The 19443-nt window shown below is 64.6% G+C and carries 18 protein-coding genes; 13 read left to right on the top strand and 5 right to left on the bottom strand.

Annotated features, from left to right (window positions below; genetic code table 11):
• From ACFFWD_RS12310 to ACFFWD_RS12285, 6 genes are all read left to right on the top strand, one after another.
• Positions 1-951, top strand: a complete 951-nt coding sequence (locus ACFFWD_RS12310) for an ABC transporter permease (RefSeq protein WP_376965325.1) — start codon at positions 1-3, stop codon at positions 949-951.
• Positions 938-1807 carry an ABC transporter permease gene (locus ACFFWD_RS12305; protein WP_376965323.1) on the top strand — a complete coding sequence of 290 codons (870 nt, stop codon included), beginning with the start codon at positions 938-940 and terminating at the stop codon, positions 1805-1807. Before ACFFWD_RS12310 ends, ACFFWD_RS12305 begins: the two co-directional genes overlap by 14 nt.
• A 32-nt stretch (positions 1808-1839) precedes the next feature.
• Positions 1840-2793 (top strand): ABC transporter ATP-binding protein, encoded by a 954-nt coding sequence (locus ACFFWD_RS12300; RefSeq protein ID WP_376965321.1) that lies wholly within the window; start codon positions 1840-1842, stop codon positions 2791-2793.
• Positions 2790-3758, top strand: coding sequence for an ABC transporter ATP-binding protein (locus ACFFWD_RS12295; protein ID WP_376965319.1), 969 nt, complete (start codon positions 2790-2792; stop codon positions 3756-3758). Before ACFFWD_RS12300 ends, ACFFWD_RS12295 begins: the two co-directional genes overlap by 4 nt.
• Positions 3759-3838: 80 nt before the next feature.
• Entirely contained in the window at positions 3839-4909 is a 1071-nt protein-coding gene (locus ACFFWD_RS12290) for an alcohol dehydrogenase (RefSeq protein WP_376965317.1), read from the top strand.
• 142 nt (positions 4910-5051) lie between these two features.
• Positions 5052-6134 carry an isocitrate/isopropylmalate dehydrogenase family protein gene (locus tag ACFFWD_RS12285; RefSeq protein ID WP_376965315.1) on the top strand — a complete coding sequence of 361 codons (1083 nt, stop codon included), beginning with the start codon at positions 5052-5054 and terminating at the stop codon, positions 6132-6134.
• 38 nt (positions 6135-6172) lie between these two features.
• Here the strand turns inward: ACFFWD_RS12285 and ACFFWD_RS12280 are convergent, their stop codons facing one another.
• On the bottom strand, positions 6173-6487 hold the full coding sequence (locus ACFFWD_RS12280; RefSeq protein ID WP_376965313.1) for a hypothetical protein: 315 nt from the start codon (positions 6485-6487) through the stop codon (positions 6173-6175).
• 185 nt (positions 6488-6672) lie between these two features.
• Positions 6673-8034 (bottom strand): L,D-transpeptidase family protein, encoded by a 1362-nt coding sequence (locus ACFFWD_RS12275; RefSeq protein WP_376965311.1) that lies wholly within the window; start codon positions 8032-8034, stop codon positions 6673-6675.
• Between the two features lie 299 nt (positions 8035-8333).
• Between ACFFWD_RS12275 and ACFFWD_RS12270 the strand changes: the two genes are divergently transcribed.
• Entirely contained in the window at positions 8334-9317 is a 984-nt protein-coding gene (locus ACFFWD_RS12270) for a Bug family tripartite tricarboxylate transporter substrate binding protein (RefSeq protein WP_376965309.1), read from the top strand.
• Between the two features lie 175 nt (positions 9318-9492).
• On the opposite strand, the gene ACFFWD_RS12265 is transcribed toward ACFFWD_RS12270, so the two are convergent.
• Positions 9493-9888, bottom strand: a complete 396-nt coding sequence (locus ACFFWD_RS12265; RefSeq protein ID WP_016844123.1) for a helix-turn-helix domain-containing protein — start codon at positions 9886-9888, stop codon at positions 9493-9495.
• 301 nt (positions 9889-10189) lie between these two features.
• On the opposite strand from ACFFWD_RS12265, the gene ACFFWD_RS12260 reads away from it, so the two are divergent.
• Positions 10190-10777 (top strand): hypothetical protein, encoded by a 588-nt coding sequence (locus ACFFWD_RS12260; protein ID WP_376965306.1) that lies wholly within the window; start codon positions 10190-10192, stop codon positions 10775-10777.
• A gap of 112 nt (positions 10778-10889) precedes the next feature.
• On the opposite strand, the gene ACFFWD_RS12255 is transcribed toward ACFFWD_RS12260, so the two are convergent.
• Entirely contained in the window at positions 10890-12209 is a 1320-nt protein-coding gene (locus ACFFWD_RS12255; protein ID WP_376965304.1) for a dicarboxylate/amino acid:cation symporter, read from the bottom strand.
• Between the two features lie 99 nt (positions 12210-12308).
• The gene (locus ACFFWD_RS12250) at positions 12309-13583 is read right to left on the bottom strand and encodes a serine hydrolase domain-containing protein (RefSeq protein WP_376965302.1); all 1275 of its coding nucleotides are present in this window, start codon (positions 13581-13583) and stop codon (positions 12309-12311) included.
• Positions 13584-13718: 135 nt separating this feature from the next.
• Here ACFFWD_RS12250 and ACFFWD_RS12245 point away from each other — a divergent pair, with 135 nt between their 5' ends.
• The 5 genes from ACFFWD_RS12245 to ACFFWD_RS12225 all read left to right on the top strand — a co-directional run bounded on the left by ACFFWD_RS12245 (position 13719) and on the right by ACFFWD_RS12225 (position 19230).
• Positions 13719-14633 carry an intradiol ring-cleavage dioxygenase gene (locus ACFFWD_RS12245; RefSeq protein ID WP_376965300.1) on the top strand — a complete coding sequence of 305 codons (915 nt, stop codon included), beginning with the start codon at positions 13719-13721 and terminating at the stop codon, positions 14631-14633.
• A 345-nt stretch (positions 14634-14978) separates the two neighbouring features.
• On the top strand, positions 14979-16295 hold the full coding sequence (locus ACFFWD_RS12240) for a CmpA/NrtA family ABC transporter substrate-binding protein (RefSeq protein ID WP_376965298.1): 1317 nt from the start codon (positions 14979-14981) through the stop codon (positions 16293-16295).
• 64 nt (positions 16296-16359) lie between these two features.
• Entirely contained in the window at positions 16360-17262 is a 903-nt protein-coding gene (ntrB, locus tag ACFFWD_RS12235) for a nitrate ABC transporter permease (RefSeq protein ID WP_376965296.1), read from the top strand.
• Positions 17263-17273: 11 nt separating this feature from the next.
• The gene (locus ACFFWD_RS12230; protein ID WP_376965294.1) at positions 17274-18068 is read left to right on the top strand and encodes an ABC transporter ATP-binding protein; all 795 of its coding nucleotides are present in this window, start codon (positions 17274-17276) and stop codon (positions 18066-18068) included.
• A 259-nt stretch (positions 18069-18327) separates the two neighbouring features.
• On the top strand, positions 18328-19230 hold the full coding sequence (locus ACFFWD_RS12225; protein WP_376965292.1) for an SMP-30/gluconolactonase/LRE family protein: 903 nt from the start codon (positions 18328-18330) through the stop codon (positions 19228-19230).
• Positions 19231-19443: the final 213 nt, after the last annotated feature.

Here is a 19443-nt window from a genome sequence, read left to right as displayed (position 1 = left end):
ATGCTGTTCTTCGTCGCGCGCAGGCTCTTGTACCTTGTGCCGGTGCTGATCGCCGTCTCGCTGCTGACGTTCTGCATCGCCTCGCTGCTGCCGGGCGATCTCGCTTACGTGATCCTCGGCGACCAGGCGACGCCGGAAAACGTCGCGGCGCTGCGTCACGACATGGGGCTCGATCAGCCGATCTGGTGGCGCTATTTCAGCTGGCTCGGCAATATCCTGCAGGGCGATTTCGGGCGGTCCTTCCGCACCGGGCAGACCGTGCTGCAGGCGATGAGCGAGCGCATTCCGGTGTCGCTCGAGCTGATGCTCTTCGCCGAGTTGATAGGGCTTGCGATCGGCGTGCCGCTCGCGATCGCCTGCGCGGCCAAGAGCGGCAGTGCGTTCGACCGCTTCATGACCGGGTCGGCTTTCGCCATGCTGTCGGTGCCGACCTTCCTGTCCGCGATCCTGCTGATCTATCTGTTCGCGGTCGAGCTGCGCTGGCTGCCGGCGACCGGTTACGTGCCGTTCACCGAGGATGCCGTAGGCAATCTCCGCTTCTTCGTGCTGCCGGCGCTGACTCTGGCCCTCGCGGAATGGCCGGGCATCATGCGCGTGCTGCGCTCCGACATGATCGCGGCGCTTCAGGAGGACTACATCGCGCTCGCCAAGGCGAAGGGATTGAAGCCGTCGCGCATCCTGTTCGTGCATGCGCTCAAGCCGTCGTCGCTGACGCTCGTCACCATCACCGGCATCAATATTGGCCGGCTGATCGGCGGCGCCGTGATTGTCGAGACCGTTTTCGCGTTGCCGGGGATCGGCCGTCTGCTGGTCGGCGCGATCTATACCCGCGACCTCATCATCCTGCAGGGCGTCGTGCTCATGGTCGCCGCGGGCTTCGTGATGATGAACTTCATCGTCGACATGCTCTACGCCGTTCTCGACCCGAGGATTCGCCATGGCCACGCTTGAACTCACCATCGAGGAGGTCAGTGCGCAGCCTGCGCGGCGCGGACGCCGACTGGGGCTGTTGTTCTGGTTTGCGATCGGTTGGATGACGCTGGTCTTTGCGCTCGCGATCTTTGCCGACCTGCTGCCGCTGCCGAGCCCGACAGAGATGGACATGCTCGATCGGCGAGCCCCGTTCTCGCTCGAGCACTGGCTCGGCACCGACGGCCTCGGCCGTGACGAGCTGGCACGTCTCATCTACGGCGCGCGGATCTCGCTCATCGTCGGCCTCTGCGCGCCCGTGATCGGGCTCACCATCGGCGGCGCGCTCGGCCTGCTCGCGGGCTATTTCCGCGGCCGCTTCGAGACCTTCGTGGTCGGCAGCATGGATGTGCTGCTGGCGTTCCCGCCCTTGATCCTGGCGCTTGCGGTGACCGCCTATCTCGGCCAGTCGATCTTCTACCTGACCTGCATCCTCGGCGTGCTCGGTATTCCCGCCTTCATGCGGGTGGCGCGCGCCGCCACCCTGTCGCTGGCGCGGCGCGAATTCGTCATCGCGGCGCAGGCGCTCGGCGCCACCCATGCCCGCATCCTGTTGCGCGAGCTCCTGCCCAACGTGCTGCTGCCGCTGCTCGCCTTCTTCCTGCTCGGCGTTGCCGTCACCATCGTGGCCGAGGGCGCGCTGTCCTTTCTCGGCCTTGGCGTGCCGCCGCCGATCTCGAGCTGGGGCAGCATGATCGGCGAGGGACGCGAGAGCCTCGATGTTGCCCCTCGGCTCGCCTTCCTCCCGGCAATCGCAATGTTCCTGTCCGTGCTCTCCTTCAATCTCGTCGGCGACACCATGCGCGCGCTGACTGATCCCAGGCAGGGCGCGCTGTGAGCGGCGGCATCCTGCTTTCTGTGGAAGATGCAGTGGTCGACCTGCCGACCCCGCGCGGCAATCTGCGCGCGGTCGACCATGTCGATCTGACCGTCGAGGCCGGGCGGACACTCGGCATCGTCGGCGAGTCCGGCTGCGGCAAGACAATGTTGTCGCGCGCGATCCTGCAGCTCTTGCCCAAGAAGGCGAAGCTTTCGGGCCGCGTAATGTTCGACGGACAGGATCTCCTGAAACTGTCGCCGGAAAAGCTGCGCAAGCTGCGCGGCCGCTCGCTCGCGGTCGTGTTCCAGGACCCGATGACATCGCTCAACCCGGTGCTGACCATCGGCACGCAGCTGATCGAGACCATTCAGGAGCACCTCGAGCTCGATCTGGCGGAAGCCAGGCGACGCAGCATCGAGCTGCTCGCGGCTGTCGGCATTCCCGCGCCGGAGCAGCGGCTTTCGCAATATCCGCACCAGCTCTCCGGCGGCATGCGCCAGCGTGTCGCGATCGCGGTGGCGCTGTCCTGCGAGCCGAAGCTCCTGATCGCGGATGAGCCGACCACGGCGCTCGATGTCACGATCCAGGCCCAGATCCTCGACCTGCTGGCGCGCGAGCAGCGCCGCCGCCACATGGCGATGATCATCATCACCCACGATCTCGGCGTGGTCGCCGGCCGCACCGACGAGGTCGCGGTGATGTATGCGGGACGCGTGGTCGAGCGCGCGCCGACGCCTGCGCTGTTCAAGGATATGCGGATGCCGTACACCGAGGCGCTGCTTGCGGCGCTGCCCAAGCTCGACGCTGCGCCGCATACGCCGCTGCCGGCGATCTCGGGGCGGCCGCCGGATCCGACCCGGCCGCTCAAGGGTTGCTCGTTTGCGCCGCGCTGCCGCTATGCGAACGGCCGCTGCAATACCGAGAAGCCCGCGCTCAGCGCCGCGGACACCGCCGGACATCTCTATGCCTGCTTCCATCCGATCGCAGCGGGTGTCGGCGCATGATGCAGCAAGCCCTATCCGATCCGCTGCTGAAGGTGGAAAACCTCGTCGTCGAATATTCGGTTGGCGGCAAGACCATCCACGCCGTGTCCGGCGTCAGCCTCGCGATCGCGCGCGGCGAGACGCTCGGCCTGGTCGGCGAATCCGGCTGCGGCAAGTCGACCCTCGGCCGCGCCGTGCTGCAATTGCGCCAGGCAGTGTCGGGCAAGGTGCTGTTCGACGGCCACGACCTCACCACCATGCATGGCGACACGCTGCGCAAGATGCGCCAGCGCGTGCAGTTGATCTTCCAGGATCCGATCGCTTCGCTCAATCCGCGACGGCGGATCGGCGATATCGTCGCCGAGCCGCTGGTGATCTCGGGCGTCAAGGACCCGGAAGAGCGCAAGCAGCGCGTCTTCGACGTGCTGTCGGCGGTCGGCCTCGATCCGACGCTGGTCAGCGGGCGGCTGCCGCATGAATTCTCCGGCGGCCAGTGTCAGCGCATTTGCATCGCACGCGCGCTCGTGCTCAATCCGGACTTCATCATCTGCGACGAGCCGGTGTCGGCGCTCGATGTGTCGATCCGCGCGCAAATCCTCAACCTGCTGGAGGAGATGAAGGCGCGCTACGGCCTCACCCTGCTGTTCATCGCCCATGACCTTGCGGTGGTGAAGGCGGTCAGCGACCGCGTCGCGGTGATGTATCTCGGCCGGCTCTGCGAGGTCGGCCCGCCTGAACAGCTCTTTGCAACGCCGGCGCATCCCTATACCGCGCTCCTGATCGAGGCGATCCCGGTACCCGATCCGGACATGAAACCCACCGAAACCGTGCCGGTCGGCGAGCCGCCGTCGCCGATCGCGCCGCCCTCCGGCTGCCGCTTCCGCACCCGCTGTCCGCGGGCGGACGCGCGTTGCGCCAGCGAGGTACCGGAACTGCGTCGCGTCGCGCCCGGCCAGTTCGCGGCTTGCCATCATCCGCTGATCTAAATAGACCAACACGCGCGTTTGTCCGGAGCGGGCAGGCGTGGCAAGGTCCGCTGCAAGAACAAGATCACGGGAGAACTGCGATGAAGAGCTTTCAGGTCGTCGATTTCAATGCCCCTCTGAAGGAGGTCGATCAGCCGACGCCGCAGCCGTCGGGCACGCAGGTGCTGATCAAGGTGAAGGCGGCCGGCGTCTGCCACAGCGACCTGCACATCTGGGAAGGCGGCTATGACCTCGGCCACGGCCGCAAGCCGCTGTCGCTGAAAGATCGCGGCGTGTCGCTGCCGCGCACGATGGGCCATGAGACGGTCGGCGAGGTCGTGGCGTTCGGCCCCGACGTGACGGAAGCCGACAAGGGCGGGCTGAAGACCGGCGACGTCGCGCTGGCCTATCCCTGGCTCGGCTGCGGCAAATGTCCGACTTGCCTTGCCGGCGACGAGAACATGTGCGCGGTGAAGCCGAATTCGCTCGGCGTCTATTGCGACGGCGGCTATGCCGACCACATGACCGTGCCGCATCCGAAATATCTTTTGAACCTGAAGGGGCTCGATCCGGTCACGGCCGCGCCCTATGCCTGCTCGGGCGTCACCACCTACAGCGCGCTGAAGAAGGTCGAGAAGGATCTGGACACGCCGATCGTGATCTTCGGCGCCGGCGGTCTCGGCCTGATGGCGCTGTCGCTGTTGAAGGCGATGGGCGGCAAGGGCGCGATCGTGGTCGATATCGATGCCAAGAAGCGCGAGGCGGCGGAAGCGGCCGGCGCGCTCGCCACCGTCGACGGCAAGGCGCCCGACGCGCTCGAGCAGTTGATGAAGAAGGCCGGCCAACCGATCCGTGCCGCGATCGATCTGGTCGGCAATGCCCAGACCTCGCAGCTCGGCTTCGACTGCCTGACCAAGGGCGGCAAGCTCGTGATCGTTGGCCTGTTCGGCGGCGGCGCGACCTGGGCGCTGCCGCTGATCCCGATCAAGGCGGTCACCATCCAGGGCAGCTATGTCGGAAACTTGCGCGAAACGCAGGAACTGCTCGATCTCGTCCGCGCGAAGAAGATCCCGGCGATCCCGGTCACCACGATGCCGCTCGCCAAGGCGAACGACGCGCTGTCCGATTTGCAGAAGGGCAAGTTGGTCGGCCGCGCGGTGCTGACGCCGTAAGACTTTAATCTTCGTCATGGCCGGGCTTGTCCCGGCCATCCACGTCTTACTCGCTGTCGGTTCGAAAGTCGTGGATGCCCGGGACAAACCCGGGCATGACGAGCTCTTGAACTTCGGTCGTTGTGAGCCTGAGGGAATCGCTATGTCCGCCAACAACGCCTTCCACATTGCCGTCCTCGGCGGCGACGGTATCGGTCCGGAGGTGATGGCGCCCGCACTCGAGGTGCTGCGCCGGATCGAGGCGACGACCGATCTGAAATTCCGCTTCACCGAGGCGCCGGCCGGCGCTGTCAATTACAAGGAAACCGGCAAGTCGATGCCGGACAGCACGATCAAACTGTGCGAAGAGGCCGACGCGATCTTGCTCGGCGCCTGCGGCCTGCCGTCGATACGCTATCCCGACAATACCGAGATCGCGCCGCAGATCGAGCTGCGCATGATCTTCGACCTCTATGCCGGCGTGCGCCCGGCGCGGCTGATCCCGGGCGTGCCGAGCTCGATCGTCGGTGCCGAGCAGAAGGGCATCGACCTCGTCGTCATCAGGGAATCGACCGAAGGCCTGTTCGCTTCGATGGGCAAGGGCGTCGTCACCGACAGCGAGGCGCGCGAGACCATGGTGATCACGCGCCGAACGTCGGAGCGGCTGTTCGAATTTTCCTTCCGCCTCGCCGAGCGCCGCAAGGCACGAGGCAAGGTCAATGGCGGGCTGACCTGCGTCGACAAGGCGAACGTGTTCAAGGCCTTCGCCTTCTTCCGCGAGATCTTTGACGAGACCGCAAAGCGGCATCCCGGCGTCAAGGCCGATCACCTCTACATCGACGCGGCCGCGGCGGCGCTGGTGAAGCGGCCCTGGGACTTCGACGTCATGGTCACCGAGAACATGTTCGGCGACATCCTGTCCGATCTCACGGCGGGCCTGATCGGCGGCATGGGCATGGCACCGTCGGCCGACATCGGCGACCGCCATGCCGTGTTCCAGCCCTGCCACGGCACCGCGCCCGACATCATGGGGCAGGGCAAGGCCAATCCGACCGCGATGATCCTCTCGGTTGCGATGATGCTGGACTGGTTGGCCGACAAGCATGGCCTGCCGAGTGCAGCCGAGGCCGGCGCGCGAATCGAGCGCGCGGTCGACAAGGTCTATGCCGACGGCATCAAGCCGTTCGAGTTCGGCGGCAGCAATGGCACCGCCGATATCGCAAAGGCGGTGCTGGCGGCGCTCTGACCGAAAGGGATGAGGGGGCCCGTGCCCCCTCATTGAGGTTAGCGGTGATGTCCGTGCCCATGACCGCGGCCATGATGTCCGCCGTGATGGCGCGGCCCGTGGTGATGGTGGCCATAGTGGTGCGGACGATGATGCCATCCATGATGGCGCAGTCCGTAGTAGCCGTATGCGCCCGGCCGCCAATGGCAGCGGCCCCAGGAATCGCAGACATAGCGCACCTGCGCGATGTTGGGCGTCTCGCTCGCGACGCGGCCGGCCTGCGCGAGCCCGTTCGGCATTGCCGAGGCCGCACCCGATGCCAGCGCAGCGCTTGCCAAAGCGGCCAATCCCATCACAGCAAGCTTGATCTTCATTGAGAACTCCTTCGTTGAACATTGCAAACGTCCATGCGGCCGCTTGGTTGCCGCGACAAAAAGACGAGCCGAGAATGGGCTCGTGTCGCGGACGTCGGGTTCAACGAAGCAAATGCGGAGTTCTGACGTCGCTTCGTCGCGCGGGCGACAATCGGTCGCGCGACGAATTGGCAGGGCGATGCGATCTACTGCGCCAGATGCGCAGTCAGCGGATGCTCGGCGGCCTTGTTGAAGAACGCCGCTTCCTCTGTGGTCGCTTCCAGGAGCTGCTCGTCCTGGGCGTAGATGTCGTTGCGGAACTGCACGGTCTGGTCCTTGGTCATCCACGCCGTGAGGTAGATCCAGGCCACCGGGACCTTCTTCAGCATATGAACGTCCTGGCGCTGGCCGGTGGCGATCGCCGCGTCGATCGCGGCCCTGTTCCATTGCGGCTGGTCCTTGAGCAGCCATGCGGCGAGATCGCGGACATTGTCGACGCGCGAGCAGCCGTGAGAATCGAAGCGGTAGTCGTCGTTGAACAGGTTGCGTTGATTGGTGTCGTGCATGTAGACCGAATAGGAGTTCGGCATGTCGATCTTGACCGCGCCGAGCGCATTCCATGTGCCGTTCTGCTGGCGCACCGTGAAGTTCGGCGTGTGGTTGCCGGACCAGTCCACTGAATTCGGATCGATCGGATTGTCGTGGCTGTCGAGCACGTCCATGTGCATGCGCGACAGATAGGTCGGGTCCTTGCGCATATGCGCCGAGATTTCGCTCTTCGCGATCGACGACGGCACGGTCCAGGTGGGGTTGAGATTGACGCTGGTGATCTCCGCAGTCAGCGTCGGCGACGGCTTCTCGGTCTTGCCGACGATCACGCGATAGCGCCGCACCACCTTGTCGTCCTCGACGGCCTCGGCGAATGCCGCGGGAATGTTGACGACCACATAGCGCTGACCGAACGGGAAGCTCATCTGGGCGAGCCGCTCCAGCGACGCCTCGAGCTGCCTGATCCGCTTCTGGACGGGGACATTGAGCGCGGCGAGCGTGCGCGGCGTCACGGTGCCGGTGGCGGCGAGGCCATGGCGGGCCTGGAAGCGCTTCACCGCCTCCGCCAACGTATCGTCATAGCCGCCGGTGGCCTTGTCGGCGGCAAGATCGCCGCTCATGATCAGGCGCTTGCGCAGCAACTCGTCATTCGCCCCCGCCGTGCCGATCGCGAATTTGGCATCCGCCGGGATTGTTGGCCATCCGCCACGGACGGCCAGATCGGAATAGCTCAGTGCGGCCTCGCGGATACGCTGCGCGCTGCTTTCATCATAGGTCGGTTCGTGCGAGAGCGCGAGGGCCGCGGCCGATCGCTGCTCCGGCGTGGAGGCGGGCGCGGCCGGCTTGGCCGGAGTGGCGTGCGCCGCAGTTGCCGCGCCCGCCGGAGCGGTCGCTGCGGGCGCGACGTGATGGGGCTGAGGCGGAGCGGCTGTACCTGGCGCACCGGCGCCGGCGCCCTGGCCGAAGGCCGGCGCGGCAATGAGCATCGCGGCCATGGCGACGAGTGTCATTCTCTGCATGTCTGACGTCCCCGGAATGCGCGCGAGGCGCGGATGTTGAAGCCTGAAGCGCGGCCGCCCGTCCGGATGAACGGCAGGGCGGTAAGTCCGCATGCGCGTGTCGCAAGATTTTTCTCATGAGCGTTGCGTCTTGATTAAGTTTCGGTTGCGGTTGTTGCGTCGCTGCAACCTCGTCACCACTCTGCCGCCCGAATCGGACTTTTGTCTCCCCTGCTAAGTCGCGTTGACCGATGTGATGGTTCGGCAGCGGGCCAAAAAAATCAGAGAAAAAAGCAGAGAAGAAAAGCAGAGGAAATGCCATGCGGCTGACGCGCCGGGACATCATTGCAGGAAGTGGCGGCGCGCTGGCGCTGCTCGCGGGCGTCCCGGCCTCGGCGCAGGGCGGTTATCCTAGTCGCGCGATCAAGATGGTCGTGCCCTATCCGGCCGGCGGCACCACCGATCTGCTTGGCCGGATGGTCGCCGACCAACTGAAGAGTGGGCTTGGGGCGACCGTCGTCGTCGAGAACAGGCCCGGCGTCGGCACCACGCTCGGCGCCGAGCAGGTCGCCAAATCCGATCCGGACGGCTACACGCTGCTGATGGCGACCTCGACGACACTGGCGATCAACAAGGCGCTGTACAAGACACTGCCCTACGATCCGGTCAGGGATTTTGCGCCGATCGCGCTGATCGCCAACGTTCCCTTCGTGCTGATCATCAACCCATCGATTCCGGCAAAGTCGCTGACCGAGTTCATCGCCTACGCCAAGTCGAAGCCGGGACTGGCCTTCGCGTCGGCCGGCAACGGCAGTCCGCAGCATCTTGGTGCGGAGATGCTGAAGGCGGCAGCGGGCATTCAAATTCGCCACGTGCCCTATCGCGGCAGCATGCCGGCGATGCTGGATGTCATCGCCGGACACATCCCCTTCATGGTCGTCGACCTGCGCCCGGCGCTGCAACAGATCAAGGAGGGCAAGGTGAGGGCGCTCGGCGTCACCACGCCGAAACGCGTGATCGCCGCACCCGGGATTCCGACCCTTGCCGAGAGCGGGCTGCCCGGCTTCGAACTGGTGGCCTGGCAGGGGGTGGTCGCGCCTGCGGGTACGCCGCGCGACATCGTCGATCAGCTCGCGGGACAGATCGGCAAGCTGCTGGCCGAACCCGCCACGCGCGACAGGCTCGCCGCGCTGACGCTAGAGCCGTTGCCCGGGTCGACGCCGGCGAGCTTTGCCGCCTACATCAAGGCCGAGGTTGATCGCTGGGCTTTGATCGTGAAGAAGTCCGGCGCCCAGATCGAATGACGACGGCAAGGCGCGACCGACGAGGCCGCAAGTAAAAAGCGCCGCCATCCAGGATGGCAGCGCTTTGTTACGTCCCGGTCCGGCCAACAGGTAGCATGGCGCGGCGACCGGCTACCGGCCGATCCGCTCGGGCTTGTCGATCGCGTTCGCGGGACCGCGATCTGACTGACGCCGCTCAGTCTTCGTTGGCGGCGATCGATTCCATCAAGGACACCAGCTGGCGTTGCACGGTCTGGTCCTTGATCTTGCTGTAGGCGCGCAGCAACCGCAGGCTGAAGGCGCTGTCCAGGAACAGGAGGCTCTCGACCTCACGTGCCTTGTTGTCGCCGTCGTAGAAGAAGGTGACCGGCACGTCGAGCGCGGTGGCGATCTGCTGAAGGCGGGCAGCGCCGACGCGGTTGACGCCCTTCTCGTACTTCTGGACCTGCTGGAAGCTGACGCCAAGCTTATCGCCGAGTTCGGCCTGGGAGATCTTCTGCTCCACACGCCGCAGGCGAATCCGCTTGCCCAACTCAATGTCCGGTTTGCCGGCACTGCGCTGTTTCATCTTCTTTGCTGCTGATCTGTTCATTCTGGTGACCCGTCCTTCAAATCGGGAAGCCCTGGCCTTGATAGGTCAGGGATTCGTCCATGATGTACCGCGTTAAAGTTCGTTTGGATCGTCAGTTGGTCGTGACAACCACGGTAATCCAAGAAGATCGCGGGGTGGTATCCAATCGCATTTGCGCAATGGAAGCACCCTGATACCGACGCGCCCGACTACCTAAAGTCGATCACGCCAAGGCGTCTCTCGACACCCCGCCTTCTACATTTGGCAAAATATTGACCGATCCACAACTACCACGAGTTTGATCGCCACAGATTTTGCGCGCATGCTTACCGGCGGAGATGCTCATGCCCCGTATTCCTACGGGCATTTCTATCTTACGGGCGTCGTTGACGAGATGCAACCCTTGCTAGTGTTGGCGCAAGGTCAGGGATCGGTGCTCTGCAACGCTGCGGCGACAGCACCCAGCGAAAGGTTGACGCAAGCGCGCCGTGAGCTTTCGGAATGTTGCTGGACAATTGCCCAAAAGTTCTGGATCATCGGGAACAAGCTCGCGCCTGACCACGCCGGCGAACTTTGGTGGGAGAGGCAAATGAAACGAAAGAGGGGAATGCCTCGACTCTACCTCGCGAGTTCGGGAGCGGAAGACATGCCGGTGGCAAATACAGAACAACGATTGCGCTCGCTTCTGACGACTCTGGAAGAGTGTCAGACGTTTCTGCTGGACCGCGCCAGCGATGAGACCGCGCGATTGCTGTCGCTTGCCATCCTTGAGCTGCGGATGGAGCTTCACAAGGTGACGGACTCCGAGCTGAAGGCGCTGTGCGACATGATGGCGGCGAACGAACTGCCGCCGGAGCCGGCGACGCCGTCGACCAGGCAACTGCCGCCCTATCTGAAGCTCATCAAGTAGATTTCCGACAAGCCCGATCGATCGCGGGCGGCGCGTTTGCGTGCCGTCGTGCGGTGCCTTGTGCGCGTTGCCCGCTCGGCACGGCACAACCCCTTGTGTCGATGATCCGCCTTTAGCCCGCGGTGACGTCGACCGTCTCGGCGCCGTCGAGCACCCGGCGCGCCTGGTCACGATCGAGATCGCCTTCCCAGGCCGCGACCACGACGGTGGCGACGCAGTTGCCGATCAAATTGCCGAGTGCGCGCGCCATGCCGATGAACCAGTCGACCGACAGCACGAGCACAAGGCCGATCGCGGGGATGCTGGGCACGGCATTGAGCGTTGCCGCCAGGATTACGATGGCGGAGCCGGGCACGCCATGCGCGCCCTTCGAGGTGATCAGCGAGATGCCGAGCACCAGGAGCAGGTCGCCGAACGACAGCGGCGTGTTGGTCGCCTGCGCGATGAACACCACCGCCAGCGTCAGGTAGATCGAGAAGGCGTCAAGGTTGAAGGAATAGCCGGTCGGGATCACGAGGCCGACCACCGAGTCCTTGACGCCGAGCCGCTCCAGCTTGCGCATGATCTGCGGCAGCACCGCGTCGGAGGACGCGGTCGCGAGCACGATCATCAGCTCCTCGCGCAGGTAGCCGAGGAATTTCACGATGTTGACGCCGGCGAGCGCCATCACGCCGCCGAGCACGCCGAGCACGAAGACCGCGACCGAGACGTAGAACAGCGCGACCAGCGACACCAGCTGCTTCAGCGAGCCGACGCCGTATTTGCCGACGGTGTAGGCGACCGCCCCGAGCACGCCGAGCGGGGCAATCCGCACGATCAGGCCCATGGCGCGGAACAGCACGGTCGACGCCGCGTCGATCAGCGACGAGATCTTCTCGCCCTTTTCGCCGCCGACCAGCGCCAGGCTGACGCCGAAGATGATGGCGAAGAACAGCACCTGCAACACGTCGTTGCGCGACAAGGCGTCGAACGAGGTGGTCGGAATCACGTTCAGCAGGAAGCTGCCGATGCCGCCGCCCTGCAGCTTGTGGGCGTTGTCGGCATAGGTGTTGAGCGCCTTGGCGTCGAGCGTCGAGGTATCGATGTTCATGCCGTGGCCGGGGCCGAACAAATAAGCCAGAAGGAGGCCGATCACGAGCGCGACCGTCGTCATCGCCTCGAAATAGATCAGTGCCTTGACGCCGACGCGCCCGACCTTCCGGAGGTCGCCGGCGCCGGCGATGCCGTGCACGACGACGCAGAACACGATCGGCGCGACGATCATCGAGATCAGCTTCAGGAACGCGTCGCTGAGGATCTTCAGGGAGACGGCGAAATCCGGCACCGCCATGCCGAGCACGATGCCGAGCAATAGCGCGATCAGCACCTGAACGAACAGCGACGTGTAAAGCGGCTTGCGTGTTTCCGCGGCAACCGCTGTGATGGTCGACATGGCGATACTCCCCTGATCGGCTAGTCCAAACAGGGGCATCGTAGCAACTTGCGTGCCAAATTCCGCGGCGCGCGCGGTGCGCCGCGGATGGGTCAACCGTCAGAGATTGCTCTCGGTGATCGCCGCATAGACCATCGTGCGCAGCTCGCGACGCAGCGGATAGGCGCTCGACGGCAGCACCTGGGTCATGAAGATCGTGATCAGCTCTTCGGCGGGATCGATGAAGAACGACGTCGTCGCCGCGCCGCCCCAGTTGAATTCGCCGGGGCTGCCGGCGATCAGCGTCTGCGCCGGGTTCATGGTGACGGCGAAGCCGAGGCCGAAACCGATGCCGTTATAGGCGGCCTCGCTGAACAGCGAACGCGACATCGCCGGCAGGTCGACGCCCCCGGGCAGGTGGTTGGAGGTCATCAGCTTCAGCGTCTTCGGACCGAGCAGCCTGATGCCACCGAGTTCGCCGCCGTTGAGCAGCGCACGGCAGAAGGTGAGGTAGTCGGCCGCGGTCGAGCACAGCCCGCCGCCGCCCGAGATCAGCGAGGGCGGCGACAGGAACGAGCTCGTGGTCGGGTCGTCCTGCAGCGTCAGCGTGCCCTTGCGCTCGGCGGCGAGCAGGTTGAAGCCGCCTTGCGGATCGGCGGAATAGCAGGCGGCGAAGCGATGCGCCTTCTCGGCCGGCACGAAGAAGTCGGTGTCGTTCATGCCGAGCGGCTTGAAGATGCGTTCCTTGAGGAACTGTTCGAACGGCATGCCCGAAATCTTGCCGACGAGGTAGCCGATCACGTCGGTTGCGACCGAGTAATTCCAGGCTTCGCCTGGTGAGAATTCCAGCGGGATCTTCGCGAGGTCCTCGATCATGCCGTCGAGCGTGCCGGCCTTGATGACCTCGCCGATCTTCTTCTCGCGGTAGGCGGCATCGACATTGGAGCGCTGCTGGAAGCCGTAGGTGAGGCCCGAGGTGTGGCGCAGGAGGTCGACGATCAGCATCGGCCGCGACGGCGGACGTGTCAGGAAGGCGGGCGCGGTGCCGGCGGCGAAGACGCCAAGGTTCTTCCATTCCGGGATGTATTTGGCGACCGGCTCATCGATCGCGACGCGGCCTTCCTCGACCAGCATCATGAAGGCGACTGACGTGATCGGCTTGGTCATCGAATAGATGCGGAAGATGGTGTCGTCCTTGACCGGCGCCTTGCGCTCGAGATCGGCAAAGCCCTGCACTGCGGAATGCACGATCTTGCCGCGGCGATAGATCAGCACCTGGGTGCCGGGAAAGCGGCCGGCGTCGATGTAGCGGTTCTTCAGATGCGCTTCGAGGCGGTTGAGCGCCGCGGTCGACATTCCCGCGGATTCGGGGGAGGCAGGGGTAGGGGCTAGCATCAGGCTCTTCTCCGGCTGGCAGGGAGGTCTTGATAGCCGAAAAGTGTGCCTTGCACCAACCGCCGCGGCTTACCCGGTGGGGGGCGCTGGTGTAGGCTCGCGGGCCGCAGTCGCGCGCCCCAGGGAAACGCAGAGATGACCCAGTTCAACGACACCGAACTCACCGCCGCCGTGATCCGCAGCTTCGACCAGACGCCCAATCCGCGGGCCAAGTTCCTGCTGCAGGAACTGGTGAAGTCGCTGCACGACTATGTGCGCAAGACCGATCTCACCTTCGAGGAATGGGATTACGCGATCGACTTCCTGACCCGCACCGGCCAGAAGTGCACCGACATCCGCCAGGAGTTTATCCTGCTTTCCGACGTGCTCGGCGTGTCGATGCTGGTCGATGCGGTCAACCACCGCGATCGCGACGGCGCGACCGAGACCACGGTGCTCGGCCCGTTCTATGTCGGCGAGCACAGGGTGACGCCGCACGGCACCGATATCTCCGCCGATTTGCCGGGCGAGCGTATGTTCGTGCAGAGCCGCGTCACCGACCTCAAGGGCAAGCCGCTTGCCGGCGTGCCGGTGGACGTCTGGCATGCCGATGGCGACGGCTTCTACGATTCGCAGAAGGCGAGCTACGCCAGCGAAGGCCCGTCGTCGCGCGCACGCTTCGTCACCGACGCCGACGGTCGCTTCTTGTTCCGCACCATCGTGCCGTGCAGCTATCCGATCCCGACCGACGGCCCGGTCGGGCAGATGATCACCGAGACCAACCGCCACCCGATGCGGCCGGCGCATGTGCATTTCCTGGTCAATGCCAAGGGCTACGAGCCGCTGATCACGCACGTCTTCATGGATGGCGACAAATATCTCGATTCCGACGTCGTGTTCGGCGTGAAGGATGAACTGGTCGCCAGGATCGAGAAGCGCACCGATCCGGTGATGCCGGACGGGAAGCCGGCAGACGGTCCCTGGAATTTGATGACCTACGAATTCCACATGAAGCCCGGCGGCGGAATGGCGCCGGCGCCGCTCGGCACCAAGGTGACCGAAGTCGCCTGATCAACGCCCTGAAAAGCGGTCTGCTCAATTCTTGTGCGACGCACAAGAATTGAGCGAATCGCAAATTTGAGGTGCGCGCAGAAATTTCGCGCGCGCTGCGACATGTTGCGCAAGGTCTTGCGACAAAATCAATTTTCGCGCTGCGGCAGCTTGGCACAAGGCTTGAATAGTCAGTGCCGACGCCATTGAAGCCGTCCCTCGAGGCCACCCCATCGGATTTCTGACGCCGCCAGACCGGGGCCTCCCCGGCGCACGCCCTCTTGCGCCCCGCGCGCGTCGCCACCCGACGGACGGCGCTCGACGCACAGACGCAACACCCTAACGCAACGACGCAAAGGACGACCGATGACCAAGCCCACCAACAAGCCCTCAGGCCGTGGCCTCAGCCGCCGCAGCCTCCTGAAGGCAACCAGCGGCACCGCCGCGCTGCTCGCCGCGGCCAAGCTCAATTTCCCCGCGGGTGCATTTGCGCAAGGCGCGGGCCCCGAGGTGAAGGGCGCCAAGCTCGGCTTCATCGCGTTGAGCGACGCCGGTCCCCTGTTCGTCGCCAAGGACAAGGGCCTGTTCGCCAAATATGGCATGCCCGATGTCGATGTGCAGAAGCAGGCCTCTTGGGGCACCACACGCGACAATCTCGTGCTCGGCTCCGAGGGCAACGGCATCGATGGCGCCCATATCCTCACCCCGATGCCGTATCTGATCTCGGCCGGCAAGGTGACGCAGAACAACCAGCCGACGCCGATGTACATCATGGCGCGGCTCAACCTCGATGCGCAGTGCATCTCGGTTGCCAAGGAATATGCCGACCTCAAGCTCTCGACCGACGCATCGCCGTTCAAGACGGCACTGGAAAAGAAGAAGGCGTCCGGCAAGGCGGTGAAGGCCGCGATGACCTTCCCGGGCGGCACCCACGATCTCTGGATCCGCTACTGGCTCGCCGCCGGCGGCATCGATCCCGACAAGGACATCGAAACAATCGTAGTGCCGCCGCCGCAGATGGTCGCCAACATGAAGGTCGGCACCATGGATTGCTTCTGCGTCGGCGAGCCCTGGAATCTGCAGCTCATTCACCAGGACATCGGCTACACCGCGGTCAACACCGGCGAGATCTGGAACAAGCATCCGGAGAAGTCGTTCGCGATGCGCGCCGCCTGGGTCGACAAGTATCCGAACGCGGCGAAGGCCATTCTGATGGCCGTGATGGACGCCCAGCAATGGGCCGACAAGGCCGAGAACAAGCAGGAGCTCGCGGCCATCATGGCCAAGCGGCAGTGGATCAACTGCCCGGTCGAGGACGTCTATGACCGCACCGCCGGCAAGTTCGACTACGGCACCGGCAAGGTGGTCGAGAACTCGCCGCACATCATGAAGTACTGGCGCGACTTCGCGTCATACCCGTTCCAGAGCCACGAGCTCTGGTTCCTCACCGAGGACATCCGCTGGGGCAAGTTTGAAGCGGGATTCGACGCCAAGGGCCTGATCGGCAAGGTCAACCGCGAGGACATCTGGCGCGCGGCCGCCAAGGAGCTCGGCGTGCCCGCCTCCGAGATCCCGGCCTCGACCTCGCGCGGCAAGGAGACCTTCTTCGACGGCAAGGTGTTCGATCCGGAGAATCCGGCCGCCTATCTGAAGTCGCTGTCCATCAAGCGCGTTGACGTCTGATCCGAGCAGGGCTGCGCGCTGGTCGCGCGCGGCCCACCCATTTGACCACGGAGATACTTTGTCAATGTCCATGCCTGCCATGAAGACCGAAGTCACCGCGGCTGCGATCTCAACCACCGCGGCAGCGGCGCCGGTCGTGACCATGACGCCCAAGCGGGCGCCCGTGTCAGAGAAGTACGCCAAGATGGCGAAGGAGGCCGCGGTGCGCGTAGTGCCGCCGCTGGTCGTGCTCGCGCTGCTGCTCCTCGTCTGGGAGCTGGTGTGCCGCCGTGCCGGCTCGGCCCTGCCGCCGCCCTCGCGCGTTTTCAAGGATACGAAGGAGCTGATCTTCGATCCGTTCTTCGATCACGGCGGTATCGACAAGGGCCTGTTCTGGCACCTGTCGGCGAGTTTGCAGCGCGTCGCGCTCGGCTATTCGCTCGCCGCGATCGCCGGCATCGCGCTCGGCACGCTGGTCGGACAATCGGTCTGGGCAATGCGCGGGCTCGATCCGCTGTTCCAGGTGCTGCGCACGATCCCGCCGCTCGCCTGGTTGCCACTGTCGCTCGCCGCGTTCCGCGACGGCCAGCCGTCGGCGATCTTCGTGATCTTCATCACCTCGGTGTGGCCGATCATCATCAACACCGCGGTCGGTATCCGCAACATCCCGCAGGACTACCGCAACGTCGCCGCTGTCGTGCAGCTCAATCCGCTCGAGTTCTTCACCAAGATCATGATTCCCTCCGCCGCGCCGTACATGTTCACGGGCCTGCGCATCGGTATCGGCCTGTCGTGGCTCGCGATCGTCGCGGCCGAGATGCTGATCGGCGGCGTCGGCATCGGCTTCTTCATCTGGGATGCGTGGAATTCCTCGCATATCAGCGAAATCATCCTGGCGCTGTTCTATGTCGGCATCATCGGCTTCGTGCTCGACCGCCTGATCGCGGGGCTCGGCAAGGTCGTGACCCGCGGCACCGCCGCAAGCTGAGGGGACAAGTCATGCAGGCCTATCTGAAGCTCGACCATATCGACAAGACTTTTACCCGCGGCAGCGCCACGACGGAGGTGTTGAAGGAGATCAACCTCACGATCGACAAGGGCGAATATGTCTCGATCATCGGACATTCCGGCTGCGGCAAGTCGACCTTGCTCAATATCGTGGCCGGCCTGACCGGCACCACCAATGGCTGCGTGCTCCTGGAGAACCGCGAGGTCAATTCGCCGGGGCCGGATCGCGCGGTGGTATTCCAGAACCACAGCCTGCTGCCGTGGCTCACCGTCTATGAGAATGTCAGGCTCGGCGTCGACAAGGTGTTCGCGAAGACCAAGAGCAAGGCCGAGCGCGATGCCTGGGTGATGCACAACCTCAACCTCGTGCAGATGGCGCATGCCAGGGACAAGCGGCCGAACGAAATCTCCGGCGGCATGAAGCAGCGCGTCGGCATCGCGCGTGCGCTCGCCATGGAGCCGAAGGTGCTGCTGCTCGATGAGCCGTTCGGCGCGCTCGACGCGCTGACGCGCGCGCATCTGCAGGATTCGGTGATGGCGCTGCACCAGAAGCTCGGCAACACCATCCTGATGATCACCCACGACGTCGACGAAGCCGTGCTGTTGTCGGACCGCATCGTGATGATGACCAACGGCCCGAGCGCGCGGATCGGCGAGGTGCTCGAAGTGCCGCTGGCGCGGCCGCGCAAGCGGCTCGAGCTCGCGACCAATCCCGGCTACCTCAAGTGCCGGCAGCGCGTGCTCGAATTCCTCTACGAGCGCCACCGCTTCGTCGAGGCCGCATAGGCATCCGGTCCGGCAACACTGCATCCCCGAACTGAAGCGGCTGATCGCGCAGAGCGGTTCGGCGCCGGACCAGCAGAAGTTGGTCGCGGTGAAGTAGCACTCCCGTCATTGCGAGCGAAGCGAAGCAATCCATCTCACCGCGGTTTGGAGGGAATGGATTGCTTCGTCGCTTCGCTCCTCGCAATGACGGCAGGAGACATTGGCGGCTCGATTGATGTCCTCTACAGTCCACCCGTTCCGCCAACGGGTGAACCAAGAAATGATGTATCTGGAAACGCCGCCGAAACTGATCCCGACCGAGGTCTTCTCGTCCGTCCCCGCCGAATTCCGCCGCAAGGTTGCGAGCGAATGGGCCGATGCCAACCGGCCGGGGGCAGTCACTGACTGCTTCATCGAGGGCCCGTCATTCGATGCCGCGGGCAATCTCTACATCGTCGATATTCCTTTCGGCCGCATCTTCAGGATCGCGCCGGACAAGAGATGGTCGCTGGTCGCCGAATATGACGGTTGGCCCAACGGGCTGAAGATCGATGCTCACGGCCGCATTCTGATCGCCGATTACCGGAATGGGCTGATGGAGCTCGATCCGAGAGTGGGCAAGGTCACGCCGGTGCTGCGGTCGCGCAATTCGGAATCGTTCCGCGGCTGCAACGACCTGCATATCGCCGGTAATGGCGATGTCTATTTCACCGACCAGGGCCAGACCGGCCTGCACGATCCGACCGGGCGTGTCTATCGCTTCAGGACCAACGGGCAGCTCGATTGCCTGATCGACACCTGCCCCAGCCCCAACGGTCTCGTGCTCGATCCGCAGGAGGCCGTGCTGTTCGTCGCGATGACGCGCGACAATGCGGTCTGGCGCGCGCCGTTCATGAACGATGGCAGCGTGTCCAAGGTCGGACGCTTCTGCACGATGTTCGGGCCGAGCGGGCCCGACGGCATGACGATGGACAAGGCGGGCCGGCTGTTCGTCGCCCACGCCTCGCTAGGCCACGTCTTTGTCTTTGCGCCGAACGGCGAGTGCATCGCGCGGATCAAGTCGTGCGCTGGACAGAGCTGCACCAATGTGGCGATCGGAAGCGCCAAGCGCGATAGGCTGTACATCACGGAGTCGGTGACGGGCACGGTGCTGGTTGCGGATATCGGTGGGCTTGATGGATAGGCGTGATCCCATCCAATTGACCCCGCAACTCGCTCTATCCCCGTCATCCCCGCGCAACGGCTTCGCCGTCGTCGCTGGAGGAGCGCCCTCTTGCGCGCGTCTCGAAGGATCGACGGCCACTAGCGGGGCCGTGCATCCTTCGAGGCTCGCTTCGCGAGCGCCTCAGATCCTATGGGGTGGCGGGTGGTCAAGAGAGGTTAGGATTGGATTGCC

The organism is Bradyrhizobium erythrophlei (assembly GCF_042430365.1).
Classification (GTDB): domain Bacteria; phylum Pseudomonadota; class Alphaproteobacteria; order Rhizobiales; family Xanthobacteraceae; genus Bradyrhizobium; species Bradyrhizobium erythrophlei.
This window is presented reverse-complemented; position numbering and strand designations above follow the sequence as displayed.

Bases quoted from the DNA above. Each gene is read 5' to 3' on its own strand.
- ACFFWD_RS12310 (WP_376965325.1), top strand. From the start codon at position 1: ATGCTGTTCTTCGTCGCGCGCAGGCTCTTGTACCTTGTGCCGGTGCTG.
- ACFFWD_RS12305 (WP_376965323.1), top strand. From the start codon at position 938: ATGGCCACGCTTGAACTCACCATCGAGGAGGTCAGTGCGCAGCCTGCG.
- ACFFWD_RS12295 (WP_376965319.1), top strand. From the start codon at position 2,790: ATGATGCAGCAAGCCCTATCCGATCCGCTGCTGAAGGTGGAAAACCTC.
- ACFFWD_RS12290 (WP_376965317.1), top strand. From the start codon at position 3,839: ATGAAGAGCTTTCAGGTCGTCGATTTCAATGCCCCTCTGAAGGAGGTC.
- ACFFWD_RS12285 (WP_376965315.1), top strand. From the start codon at position 5,052: ATGTCCGCCAACAACGCCTTCCACATTGCCGTCCTCGGCGGCGACGGT.
- ACFFWD_RS12280 (WP_376965313.1), bottom strand. From the start codon at position 6,487: ATGAAGATCAAGCTTGCTGTGATGGGATTGGCCGCTTTGGCAAGCGCT.
- ACFFWD_RS12275 (WP_376965311.1), bottom strand. From the start codon at position 8,034: ATGCAGAGAATGACACTCGTCGCCATGGCCGCGATGCTCATTGCCGCG.
- ACFFWD_RS12270 (WP_376965309.1), top strand. From the start codon at position 8,334: ATGCGGCTGACGCGCCGGGACATCATTGCAGGAAGTGGCGGCGCGCTG.
- ACFFWD_RS12265 (WP_016844123.1), bottom strand. From the start codon at position 9,888: ATGAACAGATCAGCAGCAAAGAAGATGAAACAGCGCAGTGCCGGCAAA.
- ACFFWD_RS12260 (WP_376965306.1), top strand. From the start codon at position 10,190: ATGCTTACCGGCGGAGATGCTCATGCCCCGTATTCCTACGGGCATTTC.
- ACFFWD_RS12255 (WP_376965304.1), bottom strand. From the start codon at position 12,209: ATGTCGACCATCACAGCGGTTGCCGCGGAAACACGCAAGCCGCTTTAC.
- ACFFWD_RS12250 (WP_376965302.1), bottom strand. From the start codon at position 13,583: ATGCTAGCCCCTACCCCTGCCTCCCCCGAATCCGCGGGAATGTCGACC.
- ACFFWD_RS12245 (WP_376965300.1), top strand. From the start codon at position 13,719: ATGACCCAGTTCAACGACACCGAACTCACCGCCGCCGTGATCCGCAGC.
- ACFFWD_RS12240 (WP_376965298.1), top strand. From the start codon at position 14,979: ATGACCAAGCCCACCAACAAGCCCTCAGGCCGTGGCCTCAGCCGCCGC.
- ntrB (WP_376965296.1), top strand. From the start codon at position 16,360: ATGTCCATGCCTGCCATGAAGACCGAAGTCACCGCGGCTGCGATCTCA.
- ACFFWD_RS12230 (WP_376965294.1), top strand. From the start codon at position 17,274: ATGCAGGCCTATCTGAAGCTCGACCATATCGACAAGACTTTTACCCGC.
- ACFFWD_RS12225 (WP_376965292.1), top strand. From the start codon at position 18,328: ATGATGTATCTGGAAACGCCGCCGAAACTGATCCCGACCGAGGTCTTC.